This is a genomic window from Lysobacter sp. OAE881 (assembly GCF_040546665.1).
Taxonomy (GTDB): domain Bacteria; phylum Pseudomonadota; class Gammaproteobacteria; order Xanthomonadales; family Xanthomonadaceae; genus Lysobacter_J; species Lysobacter_J soli.
On record NZ_JBEPOG010000001.1, the window covers coordinates 2600572 to 2613629 of the forward strand.

At 63.8% G+C, this 13058-nt stretch carries 12 protein-coding genes and 1 tRNA gene; 4 read left to right on the plus strand and 9 right to left on the minus strand.

Annotation, left to right across the window (positions count from 1 at the left end; genetic code table 11):
• Nucleotides 1-32 precede the first annotated feature (32 nt).
• From ABIE51_RS12050 to ABIE51_RS12075, 6 genes are all read right to left on the minus strand, one after another.
• A complete protein-coding gene (locus ABIE51_RS12050) occupies nucleotides 33-236 on the minus strand; it encodes a hypothetical protein (RefSeq protein ID WP_192630908.1) in 204 nt (67 codons plus the stop codon).
• Nucleotides 237-750: 514 nt separating this feature from the next.
• Nucleotides 751-1563, minus strand: a complete 813-nt coding sequence (locus tag ABIE51_RS12055; protein WP_192630909.1) for a hypothetical protein — start codon at nucleotides 1561-1563, stop codon at nucleotides 751-753.
• 642 nt (nucleotides 1564-2205) lie between these two features.
• Nucleotides 2206-3960, minus strand: coding sequence for a DUF8812 domain-containing protein (locus ABIE51_RS12060; RefSeq protein ID WP_192630910.1), 1755 nt, complete (start codon nucleotides 3958-3960; stop codon nucleotides 2206-2208).
• Between the two features lie 23 nt (nucleotides 3961-3983).
• Nucleotides 3984-4538 carry a hypothetical protein gene (locus ABIE51_RS12065; RefSeq protein ID WP_192630911.1) on the minus strand — a complete coding sequence of 185 codons (555 nt, stop codon included), beginning with the start codon at nucleotides 4536-4538 and terminating at the stop codon, nucleotides 3984-3986.
• A gap of 11 nt (nucleotides 4539-4549) precedes the next feature.
• Entirely contained in the window at nucleotides 4550-5992 is a 1443-nt protein-coding gene (locus ABIE51_RS12070; protein WP_192630912.1) for a hypothetical protein, read from the minus strand.
• Nucleotides 5993-6006: 14 nt separating this feature from the next.
• The gene (locus tag ABIE51_RS12075; protein WP_192630913.1) at nucleotides 6007-8091 is read right to left on the minus strand and encodes a type VI secretion system Vgr family protein; all 2085 of its coding nucleotides are present in this window, start codon (nucleotides 8089-8091) and stop codon (nucleotides 6007-6009) included.
• 127 nt (nucleotides 8092-8218) lie between these two features.
• Here ABIE51_RS12075 and ABIE51_RS12080 point away from each other — a divergent pair, with 127 nt between their 5' ends.
• The 4 genes from ABIE51_RS12080 to ABIE51_RS12095 are packed head-to-tail and all read left to right on the plus strand — an operon-like array spanning nucleotide 8219 to nucleotide 10509.
• Complete coding sequence (locus ABIE51_RS12080) at nucleotides 8219-8560, plus strand: ArsR/SmtB family transcription factor (RefSeq protein WP_157030433.1); 342 nt, start codon at nucleotides 8219-8221, stop codon at nucleotides 8558-8560.
• Nucleotides 8557-9021 (plus strand): ArsI/CadI family heavy metal resistance metalloenzyme, encoded by a 465-nt coding sequence (locus ABIE51_RS12085; RefSeq protein ID WP_192630914.1) that lies wholly within the window; start codon nucleotides 8557-8559, stop codon nucleotides 9019-9021. The genes ABIE51_RS12080 and ABIE51_RS12085 overlap by 4 nt, the downstream gene beginning before the upstream one ends.
• Before the next feature lie 7 nt (nucleotides 9022-9028).
• Nucleotides 9029-9850 carry an arsenic resistance N-acetyltransferase ArsN2 gene (gene arsN2, locus ABIE51_RS12090; RefSeq protein WP_192630915.1) on the plus strand — a complete coding sequence of 274 codons (822 nt, stop codon included), beginning with the start codon at nucleotides 9029-9031 and terminating at the stop codon, nucleotides 9848-9850.
• A complete protein-coding gene (locus ABIE51_RS12095; protein WP_192630916.1) occupies nucleotides 9850-10509 on the plus strand; it encodes an aquaporin in 660 nt (219 codons plus the stop codon). Before arsN2 ends, ABIE51_RS12095 begins: the two co-directional genes overlap by 1 nt.
• 478 nt (nucleotides 10510-10987) lie before the next feature.
• Here ABIE51_RS12095 and ABIE51_RS12100 read toward each other — a convergent pair whose 3' ends face one another.
• From ABIE51_RS12100 to ABIE51_RS12110, 3 genes are all read right to left on the minus strand, one after another.
• Entirely contained in the window at nucleotides 10988-11623 is a 636-nt protein-coding gene (locus ABIE51_RS12100; protein ID WP_192630917.1) for an AprI/Inh family metalloprotease inhibitor, read from the minus strand.
• 189 nt (nucleotides 11624-11812) lie between these two features.
• Nucleotides 11813-11902, minus strand: a tRNA-Ser gene (locus ABIE51_RS12105).
• Between the two features lie 114 nt (nucleotides 11903-12016).
• Nucleotides 12017-13045 (minus strand): LysR family transcriptional regulator, encoded by a 1029-nt coding sequence (locus ABIE51_RS12110; protein WP_192631693.1) that lies wholly within the window; start codon nucleotides 13043-13045, stop codon nucleotides 12017-12019.
• Nucleotides 13046-13058: the final 13 nt, after the last annotated feature.

A 13058-nucleotide genomic window follows, 5' to 3' on the forward strand; every position in this document is an offset into this window, starting at 1 on the left:
TTGCGCCCCGGTACGTCCCACGAGCGCTTACATCACCAGGCATTCTTGATCTTCTTGTTTGTTTCCAGCGACATCAGCGAACCAATCTGGGTGGCGGCATTTCCCTTCAGGACCACCGTCCTCCCCTTGACCTCTATCAAGACCCCCACCCGGTACTCGCTGCCGCTAACGCGCCAGCTTTGAAAGACCGTATACACGACATCGCGATTGACGAACCGTAGGGTGTAATCACCCATAGCGTCATTCGATGCCCCTCCCTCGCGGGAATATCCGGCAAACTCGAAACTCCGCCAGGAGTTCGTGTTGGCAACCCTCGGATACTGCAGCTTAATGTGCTTGGGTCGTCCAGACCTGTAGACCATATATGTGGACCCGGCACCCTCGCACAATGAGATGGTCCTGAGTCCTGCTTCCGTCTGGAATGAGAGCACCGTCGTTTCGCCGATCCTGCAGAGGGGCGCGTGAGCCTGCGCGTCGGAGCCGTCTTTAGGTCTAGGTCCATCAGCGAGGACGACGCTAGGCGCAAGCGAAGTTGCACTACCAAACGCGATGCTTGTCGCAATCGCGCCTAACACCTCACGCATAGTCGCCCCCCTGCTTTGGCAGGCGCAAAAATGGTGACGCCACCGCCAAAGATCGACACGTTTGGGCAGTTACCGGCACTGGAAAGGACCGAGCAGGCGCGGTGGGCGGCTCGCTAACGAGCTTATGGCAATGAGGCTCACCCACACTATGCGTGACGCGCACTCGTCACCTCCCAGCCGGCGCCTCACTCTGCATTCTTGTTCGGACGAAAACACGCCTCGGAGCCGTTTTGATCCGGCCAGTTTCACGAAGCAGATCGATGTACCGCTGGTAGAAGAGAGACGCGGACGCTGCATCGCCGACTGCCCAATAGGAGTCCCCAAGATTCAGATATGCAACCGTTCGTCCGGGACAAGCGTGGACGACGCTAAGCAGGGGCGGAATTGAGGCAGACTCCTGATGACTCTGCTGCAAGAAATAGCCATAGTCGTTCGTGAATGAACAAGCCGAAGCCAACTCCTTCTGGTCAAACGCCAAACTGAAGTCGGCAAGCCCCGCAAACGGCCGCATCAGACTCGCGGCATCAGCTGCGCCCCGCAGCTTCGAAGCATCTAACGCAGCCTCATGGGCTGCCACCAAGATCGCACGAACGCTACTGATAGCCGAACGATCGACTTTCACTTTCCGATATGCACCCAGGAAGTCGCTGCGTAGCCCGCAATAGCCAAATACGTCCAGGCTGACGATCTCCAGCACCTGACCTGATTTTCTGCTCAACATACGGACGTCCGAGGTTGGTTCGCTCTGGATAGAGGAAACCTTACGCCACTGGTTGAAAACTGGAATTTCTGCTGCGACAGTGCAATCGGCAGAAGCATCAGACCCGGCGGAAACATTGCCTCCCGTGGCGACTAAAGATGTCTCGGTGATGAGCACTAAAGTGCCGCCTCTCTCATAGGCCTCCACCACGCCGGCCCAAGCGGGGAACAGCGCAAAGAAGAGCAGAAGACTTCCCGCAAGATTGGTAAGTATTTTCATGGCCCAGCCTGCTACGACCTTCCTCTCAAAACACACCGCCCCTGACTCACCTGAGTTGCACTTCTCGCTATTTGAACGAGCCATCTCTTCAGCTCGACAACTCTCCGCAAGGAACAAACTAGCCCCCGCTGAAGCACGGTGTTTCGACGTCCTTCTTTGCACTCAATGGAAAGACGAGCCCGTCGATATCTGCGTGCGCACCGCAAAAGCCGAGGCCAAGAGCAGTCGGGTCCACCCCAGGAGATGAAACCTCAATAGCGTCACCTTTTCTCAATAGAGATAGACTCCCCACTGAGGTGTCTAGCACTAAGCGCCCATCCTTTGCTGCCTTCATTTCCACTCGAAATGAGCATGTGTTCTGGCTGGCTTGTGTGCTATGCAGCTCGACATAATATCCATCGACACTGCGTTTTATACTCAGGCAATCTTCAAACTCGTGTGCGCACGAAGCACCGTCATCCGGTGTCGTGCAAAGGCCACTTTTGGTTCGATACTCTCCGATCCAGGCGAGCGATGGCCCTCTTTCCATGCTGGGCTGAGTGTCTTTGTTATCTGATGCTGTGCTCGATTGGCTGGAGCGACATGCTGCGATCGATACAACGACAAGCAGCGCGACGAGTTGATGCTTTGCCATATTCTTCTTCACCTCCGCAGATAGCGAGCTCGGCGGCGACCCGGCTCGTAGCGTGCGAGCTCTTGTGTACTTTCTATGTAATGAGCCAATGCTTCGCGATCATTGCCGACAATGTAAGGAAGTTGTCTTTTCCAAATACTACCCTGTTGGTAAGTAAGGTCGACTGCGATATCACGGACACGCACATCCAACTGCTCCCAAGCCATTAGGTTCGCGTTTTCGTGCGTAGCCTCTCGATACTGCCGTTGTGCCGCTTCTTCGTACCTAGGGTAGACAATGCTCTCAAAAAGGATGCGTTGTGCAGTCCTAGAGATTTCTCCAAATTCCTCCCGGTGCGTGCTCACGAATCTTTGTGCCGCTTGACCGGCGAGCCCCGCACCTTGCGCGAAGTCACGAGCAGACGATTCATCCACGCCCGCCGAGACAAGATCCGCGTGCACGGCCTCCTGTGTTCTGTGCTTCATGTCGTACCCCCTCCCCAGCGTTACGCCCGAAGCACCTCCCGGCCAGTGCAGTCGACGACTGAAGTACGCGCTGCCGGGAGCGTCGTTTCCCTCAGCATCAAATGTGACTTGACCACGCGACACCTTCAGGTCATCAAGAGCAGGAGCAATGTAGTTTCCCGCCACCCCGCCCGGGTGAAAGTGATACACCCGCGGCGCCTTGGGAAAACCATCAACGCTCGCAGCAACCTCATCCCACCAAGGCAACTTCCCCGCCCTGGGCGCCTCTGCCTCTACTTGCTCCACAGCTCCGGGGCCCAACAACTCCGCGATGCGTGCCATCATGTTTCGCTGGCGCACTGCCGGCTCCTTCGCCCATGCGCTGTCGTGACGCACGATGATGCGGGCCATATGCGCGGCCTTTGATCGATCGCGCAGTGCGGCGTCCAGCTCCTGTTCGCTGACCAGGTCGTCGTGATTGGTGTCCAGCATCCTGCGCAGTTGCTTGTAGAACGGAGTTTCTTCGGGACGCGGTCCTTCCTTCTTGATGAACCCCGCCCACGCGGCCGCGTCCTCGAATATTCCACCGGAGCTGCTGGCGTGCTCGTCAACGACGTCGAAGCCGGGCCATTCCCACGGCGATGCCAAGTGCCCCGCCTCCTTCGCCCAACCTTCGCCCATGCGACCGTTGTCGAGCACGAGCCCCTTTACCTTGCGCCAGCGTTGGCCGTCGACTTCCTTCGACTCCAAGGTCGACAGTGGCAGCACCTGCGCCCAGTTCAACGTGCAAGCCACGGCACCGTTCGGTTCCGTGTGCAAAGTGTCGCCGGGGCGAAGAAGAAGCAGCGTGCGCTCCTTATCGCCCAACGTGGCGCCGGCCCATTGCCGACTGGCAGCCAGGTAGGCGGGCACGTCATCCCCGCTGAAAACTTCCAAGTGCAGCAGGCGGCGCGACACGGGCTGATTGGCGATCGGGTTAGCTCGCGACGGTACGTCCTCACCGAGATAGCCCAGCACATCGCCTTGTTTGACCACATGGGGCTCGTCCAGCACCACGACTTCATCAAATGCGACCGGGGTTGGCTCCGGATCCAGCTCAGCGAGGAACACCCACCCACTCGCGGCCTCTGGCGGCACCGAACCGTCGGAACGAACGGAGTCGATTCCACCTTCCACGATTTTGGCGATTCGTGCCCACTTCCTGTCGGTGGAGCGCTCGCCGACCTCAATCACGCTGTCACGGAGCAGCAGGCCCAGGATCTGGCTTCGGCCTGACGCCTCTGCTCGCACGTTCAGCCCAACGGCATGTTTGCCTGTCATTTCGCGACCTCGTCACTAGACCGCTAGAACAACTCGCGAGGACAGGTTGGTTCGACCTCATAGTCGAGTGCGTAGTACAGGTGCTCCACCTGCCTGCCCATCTGATTGGCGAACAGATGAATCCCCTCACTACTTTGGCAGGTCATTACATCCAGGTCGCCCGATGGCGTCGTGACGGTGACATGCTCGCCAGAGCTCCTCACGTCGGCATTGACTACCACGATGCCGAGATCGGGCGGGCCGGGGAGCGTCTTGCGCAAGTAGTAATGATGAAGCGGACGTCCGGTGATCGCATCGGTGACGACTTCTTCGGCGCCGGAAACCTCGGTGGCCGACGCTGCCGAAACGGAGTGGCAGCAATGGGAATCGTCTGAGGCGAACCGCAGAGTGAGCGAATCCTCTGGACGCAGCTCATCGGACAGATAGACGCGGATGCCAGATTCGTCGCGCTGCGCGAATCCCATGTCCATGCTCCCGTTGTAATTCGGGCGCCTGGATCCATCCTGCAGAATGTCATCGCTGCGCACACAACCAACCAGTACACACGTTGCGGCGAGCACATAAAGAAAATTCTTCATCGCATCTCCAATTAATGGCCGTCGTCGGACCAGTGCGGAGGATCGGTCGCCAGTTTGATGACGCCGTAGCTTCGTCCGATCTCGTGGAGATCGGCCGATGAGCCCACAGTCCGCTCGCGGCCAGTCGCGTCCACGATCGTCCGGCCAATCGCACCCGCAATGTTCATGTCGATTGCACGCCCTTCTGTGTGGCGCGAAGTCAGTGACGGGCGAAACACAATGCGATAGCCGTCGACCATGTCCCGGGCCGCCTGCCTCGCAGCAGTTACATCAGTGACTCCCCTGGAGTTGGCATGCGCCCAGTCGATGTCGACTCCCTCCATCGAGGGAACGGACGCAGGGTCCAGGCCTTCACGGGCAATGCGCCATGCGTAGTGCATGAGGTATGCCCGCTCGGGCGGCCGATGCGTCGCGTTGACTTGAACGGTGGCGCCTGACGCCGTGAGCGCCGCAGTGAATCGCCCCACGGAGGACGCAAATCCTGGCGTTAGGTCGTTGATGTTCTGACTCGTGGGAAACCGGCTTATCCATTGGCGGCCAGAATGCTCGGGTGCCCCGCCTCGGCCATCCGTCGCCTTCTTTCCAACCCGATAGCGTTTCGTGGGCCACCAAGCCGGACGCTTCCATTGCGTCTGCTTTCGATAGTCGGCGAAATCCGCCAGGTGCATGTAGAGGCTGTACAGCGTCAGCGCGGGCGCCGGAGCTGGCGCGGGACGTTCGCGTTCGGCCTTGTTCTGTTTGTAGGCGGCCACGCGCTCGGGGTCCGGGTGGTCGCCGCCTTGGACGAACGTCAAAACCTCTTCCTTGAAGCCCAGCACGTTGAAAAGGCTGGTGCCTGCCGCCGGATCGAGCGCCAGCCACGTGGGCGAAATCCAGCCGGTCGCCGGCGAGCCCGGTCCACCGATGCCAAGCACGCGCAAGTAGCGCCGGCCCGGCGCGTACTTGCCGATTTCCACCGTCAGCGGTGTGCCGTGGCGCAACCATCTTGCACGCTGGCGTCCTTCAGGATCGGAATACAGGTACGTGCCCATGTTCCGTGCATCGGCCATGGGGTGATCCATCGGCGCGGGCTTGTCCGGCTGCGGGGGCGTGGGAGCCTGCAATCGGTGTCGCACCAACACGAATCCGGTGGAATACGGCCGCAGCGTTGGACCGTCGCCGGGGGTTCCCTTGGTCGCATCGAGGTATTCGCGATTGGTCCGATACGCCACGACCTCGCCGTCCGCCAGGCATCGAATCCCCCGGTCGAGCGAGAAGGCATTGCTGCACGATCGATCGAAGTGGATGCCGCCATGGAAGAAACCATGCGCACCGAGCAGATAGTGACCGCCCTGCACGAAGGACAGCCCTTCGTACAGCGCCTGCGGATCGGTGAACTCGCGTTCCTGTTTGTCCTTGAAGGGATAGCCGAAGCACGACGCAACGATCGCTTTTGACTTCGCAGGTGCATTCATGGGTGGAGGTCTCCTCAGTCGGTCTCGCGGCCGGGCCAGCTGAAGTCGGGCAACTTTCCCGATGCCGGGCTGCCGAATACCGAGAGGTCGTTTCCAACGCCACTACCGTCGACCTTGCACGGGCCTTTGATGCGGATTTCGAGGGCCTCGATGGCGATGCCGTCGCCCGCAATCGTGACGGTGCCGCCGGGGCCGCGCAGAACGAGGCGCTCGCTGGCGTTGATCTCGACGACCCGCGTCTGCTGCGTGATCGCCTCCCCCGCCTCCACGGTGACCTTGCCCGCCACCTTGTGCTCGTAGTGCCCACCGGTTTCCGCGTGGCGATCCGTCGCCGTCTTCTCGACGCGGACATTGCCGACCGTTTCGACCAGGTCCTTCGCGATGGTCATCTGCCGTGACCGGCCGACATCGATGAAGTGATCGCGCCCCAGCGTTTCGCGCCGGTCCTGCCCGATGCTCAATGTTTCATCGTTGCCGACGCTTTCCTTGCGGTCGTGCCCGATGGAAATGGACTCATCGTTGCCAACGTCCTCGCTGCGGTCATGGCCGACCTTCATCGTTTCGTCGTGCTCCACGACGATGTTCTGGTCCTTCTGCGCGTGGACGAAGATCTCTTCCTGGCCGGCTTCATCCTCGAAGCGCAGCTCGTTGTAGCCCTCGCCCTTGTGCGTCTGCGACTTGAACGTGGTGCGCGTCTTGTGACGCGGCAGTTCGTACGGCGGGCGGTTCGCGGCGTGGTATGCGCGGCCGGTGACGATCGGCTGGTCCGGGTCGCCTTCGAGGAAACTGACGATCACCTCGTGCCCGACGCGCGGCAACGCCACGAAGCCGTACATCGCGCCGGCCCAGGCCTGCGAGACGCGGATCCAGCAGGTGCTGTTCTCCTTCCGGCCGCTTTCGCGATCCCACGGGAACCACACCTGCACGCGGCCGTGTTCGTCGCAGTGGATCTCCTCGCCCTCGGGGCCGACCACATGCGCGATCTGCGGGCCGTCCACGACCGGGCGCGGCGCCGGCTCGGGCTTCCAGTCGTAATGCGCGGGGACGACGGTCGCTTCGTACGAATAGCGGCTGCCGTGCTCGGCTCCTGCTGCGTCTGCCTCTTGAGAGGCCGCCTGCTCGCCGACATGGCGCATCGCGATCACGCGCCAGAGCGCGTTGAGATGCTCGGCCGGATGGCCGATGAGCGGGAACGCCAGTCCCGGGAACAGGCGCGCGTCATCGCCTTCGATCCGCGCCTGTTCGGCGGCATTGCGCAAGCCCGAGAGCTTCGAACGCGTGAACGGCTTGCCGGCTTCGTCGCGCTTGTAGCGCGCGGCGTAGTCGTAATGCTCGTAGTCACCGACGGCCTGCTCGCTGGCGAACGCCCTCGTCTCTTGTTGGAGGTCGTAGTGCGGATTGTGGAAGGTGTACTCGCGCTGCGTGATGCGCGTGGGCGCCAGCCGACGACGATGGGCGAAACGCCACAGGTGCGGCCTGGGCGCGTCGCCCGCGGGTTGCGGCTGGTACACGACCGCGTCGTGGTCCTCCAGCCGCGGCGCGCTGCCGATGCGGTCGCTGAAGACCAGCGCGTCGCGGCCCTCGCGCGTGTCGTGCCAGTGGACGATGCCTTCCTCGGTGGCGAGGCGATGGAAGAACGTCGCATCGGTCTCGCGATACTGGACGCAGTATTCGCGTGGCTCATGGCTCGCGGCGTACGACGCGCGCGCTCCGAGAACGCGGTTCTCTTTCAGCAGCTTGCCGAGGATGTCCGTCGCGTTGACCTGCTGGAAGATGCGGCTGTTGTGCCGCAAAGCCAGCCGCGCCAGTGGCGACTCGACGACCGCGCGATATCGGGTGCGACGGAAGCCGGTTTCACCCTGCTCGAATGCCGTCACGATGCCGACGACGCGGCGCTCGACACCGCCGGCGCGTTCGATGGTGAGCGTCGCTTCGCGATCGAGCATCGTCGCCGCATCGACGCCGTCGCCCCCACTCGCCAACTCCAATGCGAGGCGGAACGGCTGCGAGACGCCCTCGGTCAGCTCGAAGCGGACCACCTCCAGCTCCGGTCCTTCGGTGAGGCGAAAGAAGAAACGCACATCGGCCTGACGCGGCATCACCAACTCCCTGTGAGATCAGGGCGTTACGTTCGTTAACCGCCGCCGGCGGCGTCCATGCGAAAAAGCCGGGGGGGCCGGGACTGAGCCGGTTGACACGCTTCGACATTTCCATAATCATGGAATTATGGAAACCGACACCGCACTCAAGAGCCTCGCCGCGCTCAGCCACGACGCGCGCTTGGCGGCGTTTCGCGAACTCGTCCAGGCCGGGCCCGATGGGTTGTCGGTCGGCGAGTTGCGCGACCGACTCGACCTTCCCGCCGCGACGCTCACCGCGCAGCTCAACATCCTGCGCAACGCGGCGTTGGTGCACGACCAGCGCGAGGGGCGCGTCATCCGCGTGCGGGCCAACTACCTGCAGATGAACGGCCTGATCGCCTACCTCACCGAAAACTGCTGCAGCGGCCAGTCCGCCTGCGAGCCCGCCAGCGGCTGCACGCCGCGCAAGAAAGGAGCCTCGAAGTGAACCGCTTCCACGTACACCTCAACGTGTCGAACCTCGACGACAGCATTCGTTTCTACACGCAGCTTTTCGCCCGCGCGCCGGCGGTGGTCAAGGGCGATTACGCCAAGTGGATGCTCGAAGATCCGCGCGTGAACTTCGCGATTTCCACCACGGGGCGCGCGCCCGGCATCGATCACCTGGGCATCCAGGTCGATAGCGGCGATGAACTCGTCGCGCTCGGCCGCCGCCTCGACGCGGCCGGCAGCACCGTCGTTCCCGAACCCGACGCCACGTGCTGCTACGCGCGCTCCGACAAGATGTGGACCGAAGACCCGCAAGGCACGCGTTGGGAAACCTTCCACACCTTCGGCGACGCGGTCACCTACTACGCGGCCGACGATGCGTGCTCGACCGACGCCGCATGCCGCCCCGCGCCTGCTGCCGTGCAGAGCCGCTGCGCGCCCGCGTCCGGCTGCTGCTGAGACCGACATGGAACTGCGCCTCCACCGTCCCGACGATCGCGACGCGATCCGTTCTCTGCTCGCCGACGCCGGGCTTCCCGTCGACGATCTCGATCACGCCAACGTGCAGTTCGTCGTCGCCATCGACGAGGGCGTGATCGTAGGCGTCGTCGGCATAGAGTCGTTCGAACGCGCCGGCCTGCTGCGTTCGCTCGCCGTTCGCCACGGCCTGCGTGAAAGCGGCATCGGCGGTCGGCTCGTCGATGCACTCGAAGCGTTCGCCCGCGAGCGCGGCATCGATCGTCTGCTTCTGCTCACGCAAACGGCCGCGCCGTTCTTCGCCAGGCGCGGCTACAGCATCATCGATCGCAACGACGCGCCGGACGACGTGCGTGCAAGCGCGCAGTTCCGTTCGCTCTGCCCGCAATCCGCAACCTGCATGGCCAAACCGCTGGATCAGGGGAAGAGGAAGCGCGTCCTGTTCGTCTGCGTGGAGAACGCCAATCGCAGCCAGATGGCCGAAGCCTTCGCGCGCATCCACGGCGGCGACCAGGTCGAGGCCTTCAGCGCCGGGTCGCGACCTTCGGGGCTGATCAACCCGAAGGCCGTGCGCTTCATGTCCGAACTCGGTTATGACCTCACCGCGCACGCGTCGAAATCGCTCGACGAAATCGCCGGCGAATTCGATGCGGTCATCACCATGGGCTGCGGCGACGACTGCCCGTGGGTGCCGGCCAAACGGCGTGAGGACTGGGCCCTGCCCGATCCGAAGCACATGGACGACGACGGCTATCGGGCGGTGCGCGACGAGATCTCCGCGCGCGTGCGGGCGCTGCTGGCTGCGTTGTGATGCCGCTGTCGCGTCGCCTGACGGCCGAGTTCACCGGCACCGCGCTGCTGCTCGCCGCGATCGTCGGCTCCGGCATCATGGGCGAAGCGCTGTCGCGCGGGAACGCCGCCGTCGCGCTGCTGGCGAACGCAGCGGCCACGGCGGGCGCGCTGTACGCGCTCATCGTGATCCTGGCGCCGATTTCCGGCGCGCACTTCAACCCGGCGGTGACGGTCGTCGCGCATCTGCACGGCGACCTGAGCCGCCGCGATGCCGTCGCGTACATCGTCGTGCAAACGGTCGCCGCCATTGCGGGCGTGCTGCTCGCACATGCCATGTTCGATCTGCCGCTGCTGCAGGCCGGCACGCATGTCCGCACCGGCGCGTCGCAGTGGCTCAGCGAAGCCGTGGCCACGTTCGGGTTGATCCTGACCATCGTGCTCGGCGTGCGTCATCGCCCCGCGGCAGTACCGGCGCTGGTCGCCAGTTACATCTTCGCCGCGTACTGGTTCACCGCCAGCACGTCTTTCGCCAATCCCGCCGTGACGCTGGCACGTGCGCTCACGGCGACGTTCGCGGGCATCCGGCCCGAGGACGTCGCCGCCTTCGTCGCGGCGCAGGCGGTCGGGACGTTCGTTGCGATCAAGACTGTCGGGTTTCTGCGGCCCGCGCACGCGTAAGTCGTGCGCCGTAGTCGTGGCCGCTTTTGACGTGTCCAGACGCGTGGTCCGAGACGGCACGTAGCGCACGTCGACGGGCTAACTGCGGCCTCCGCGCACGCATTCCAAATGGCAAAACGCGGCGGTTGAGAAATTTTGCTTGGAAGTCCGAGCTCCGAACTCGGCGCGTTGGCCTATTTGCTCGGAAGCTCGAGCTCCGAACTCGGCGCGTCGAGCTATTTGCTCGGAAGGCCGAGTTCCGAACTTGGCGCGTCGAGCTTTTAGCTCCTAAAGCCGACTTTCGAGCTTGGCGCGTCGAGCTATTTGCTCGGAAGGCCGAGCTCCGAGCCCGGTGCGTCGAGCTTTTTGCCTCGCGATCCGAGCTTCGAGCTCGGGACGCCGAGCTCCGAGCTCGGCGCGTCGAGCTTTTAGCCCGGATGCCCGAGCCATGTGCTCGACACGCGCCTTGCCTACTCCGGCCCGCTCTCGCGACCGCCGCCTACCGATTGAGGCTCATCCGCGCGCCGTCGGACTCGCGCTTGCCGGACCAGCGGCCATCGCCGGCGGGCCAGAAGCGGCCGATGATGCGGTTATTGGTGTCGGTCAGCTGCAGCTGGTTGCCGGAGACAGTCCAGCGGTTCACGTCGAAGAAGCCGTCCGGGCACCCCGCCGGGGTGTAGGCGCGATGGCCGCCGAACCATTCGTCGGCTTTGAGTTCGATCGTGCAGTTGTCGCCGCCGTCCTGGGCCAGAGACCAGCGACCGACGATGGCCCCGTTCGGCGGCGCGGCGTGGCTCCACCCACCGCCGGTGCCGACGCTGATGTCGCTCCATCTGTCGTGGCTGCGGCGTTCGCTGTGCGAGTGGCCGCTGCTGGTCGTGGTGGTTTCCACGCTGCCGGCGTTGGTCCACGAATCGCTGCGCGTGTCGGTGGTGCCGGTGGACGTGCCCGAGCCGGTGATCGACTGCTCCGTGTGCTGGAACTGGTCGGTGATGCTCTGCTCGGCCGCGCGGATGTCGGCGCTCGGGTCGGGCATCGCGGTGGGATCGTCCTGCGCGGCGGGGGAACCGGCGGCGGCAAACAACACGACCGCGACGGAGAGGCGCTGGATCAGGGGGAACGCGACGGTGCGCATGGGCGGACTCCAGCCAGAAAGCGTGGGCCTACGACGGTCGTTCGCGCGAAGCGTGCGGCAGGCGGACTCAGCCGGGTGTGAAAAGCTGATGCCTGATGCCCGCTGCCGTGCCCGTGCCGGTGTCGCTACCAACGTCGGTGCCGTTGCTTCTGCTCGTCAATCCCAGTTCGCGACAGCGGTCAACAGCGTTGGCGGAGAGAGTGGGATTCGAACCCACGGAAGGTTTGCCCCTTCGGCGGTTTTCAAGACCGCTGCCTTAAACCACTCGGCCATCTCTCCGTATGGCGTTACCGCCTTGCACCGATGCCGCGTTGCACGGCGATCGCGAACCCGGTGGCCCGGGTGCACCGGGCCCTCAAACGAAGCGGCCCGCGTGGTGCGGGCCGCATTCTCTCATGCCTCGGTGACGATGCGGGGCGCCGTTGTGGGGACCGCCGCGGGAGAAAGCTTCGCGACGTCCTCCGGGCACGGCTTGCCCTTGATCTCGCTGCACTGCAGGCGGGCGGATTCGACCAGGCCCGGTGCCTTCTCGGCGATGAAGTCGATGAAGACGCGCACGGCCGGCAGCAGGCCGCGGCGCGAGGCGAACACCGCGTGGAAGATGCCCTGCGGCAGGCGCCAGTCGGGCAGCACGACTTCCAGCTCGCCGCGGCGCACGGCTTCGGCGCAGATGGTTTCCGGCAGCAGCGTGATGCCCACGCCCTGCTGCGCCAGCTGCATCAGCATGGGGAAATCGAAACCCATCACGCGCGGCTTGAGTTCGACGCGGCGCACGTCGCCGTCGGGGCCGTGCAGTTCCCAGCGCTGGCGGGCGTCGTCCTCGCTCATGCTGAGGGTGACGTGGTCGCTCAGTTCGTCCGGGTTCTTCGGGCGGCCCATGCGCTTGAGGTAATCGGGGCTGGCGACCAGCAGTTCGGCGATCTGGCCGAAGCTGCGCATCACCAGGCTGCCGTCGTCGTCGAGCTTGGAGCGCACGCGCAGGGCGACGTCGATGCCTTCGTTGATGATGTCGACGCGGCGATTGCTTACCAGAAGTTGCACGCGCACCTGCGGGAAGCGCGCGAGGAATTCCGGCAGCAGCTTGGGCATCTGCTGCTGCGCCATGCCCACCGGCACGCTGACGCGGATGACGCCGCGCGGCTCGGCGCTGAGGCGGTCGACGACTTCGTGCGCGGCCTGCGCTTCGGCCAGCATCGATTGCGCATGCCGATAGACGCTGTTGCCGACGTCGGTGACGGCGAAGCGGCGCGTGGAACGCTGCAGCAGGCGCACGCCCAGGTCGGTTTCGAGCTGGCTGATGCGACGGCTCAGGCGGGACTTCGGGATGCCCAGCGCCCGCTCGGCCGCGGCGAAGCCGCCGTGCTCGACCACCATGGCGAAGTAGTAGAGGTCGTTCAGGTCCTGCATGGCCATAATTCCAATTCCGGAACAGTTA

What these genes read in the sequence shown, in the direction of transcription:
- ABIE51_RS12050 (WP_192630908.1), bottom strand. Translation starts at nt 236, where the DNA reads ATGGGTGATTACACCCTACGGTTCGTCAATCGCGATGTCGTGTATACG.
- ABIE51_RS12055 (WP_192630909.1), bottom strand. Translation starts at nt 1,563, where the DNA reads ATGAAAATACTTACCAATCTTGCGGGAAGTCTTCTGCTCTTCTTTGCG.
- ABIE51_RS12060 (WP_192630910.1), bottom strand. Translation starts at nt 3,960, where the DNA reads ATGACAGGCAAACATGCCGTTGGGCTGAACGTGCGAGCAGAGGCGTCA.
- ABIE51_RS12065 (WP_192630911.1), bottom strand. Translation starts at nt 4,538, where the DNA reads ATGAAGAATTTTCTTTATGTGCTCGCCGCAACGTGTGTACTGGTTGGT.
- ABIE51_RS12070 (WP_192630912.1), bottom strand. Translation starts at nt 5,992, where the DNA reads ATGAATGCACCTGCGAAGTCAAAAGCGATCGTTGCGTCGTGCTTCGGC.
- ABIE51_RS12075 (WP_192630913.1), bottom strand. Translation starts at nt 8,091, where the DNA reads ATGCCGCGTCAGGCCGATGTGCGTTTCTTCTTTCGCCTCACCGAAGGA.
- ABIE51_RS12080 (WP_157030433.1), top strand. Translation starts at nt 8,219, where the DNA reads ATGGAAACCGACACCGCACTCAAGAGCCTCGCCGCGCTCAGCCACGAC.
- arsN2 (WP_192630915.1), top strand. Translation starts at nt 9,029, where the DNA reads ATGGAACTGCGCCTCCACCGTCCCGACGATCGCGACGCGATCCGTTCT.
- ABIE51_RS12095 (WP_192630916.1), top strand. Translation starts at nt 9,850, where the DNA reads ATGCCGCTGTCGCGTCGCCTGACGGCCGAGTTCACCGGCACCGCGCTG.
- ABIE51_RS12100 (WP_192630917.1), bottom strand. Translation starts at nt 11,623, where the DNA reads ATGCGCACCGTCGCGTTCCCCCTGATCCAGCGCCTCTCCGTCGCGGTC.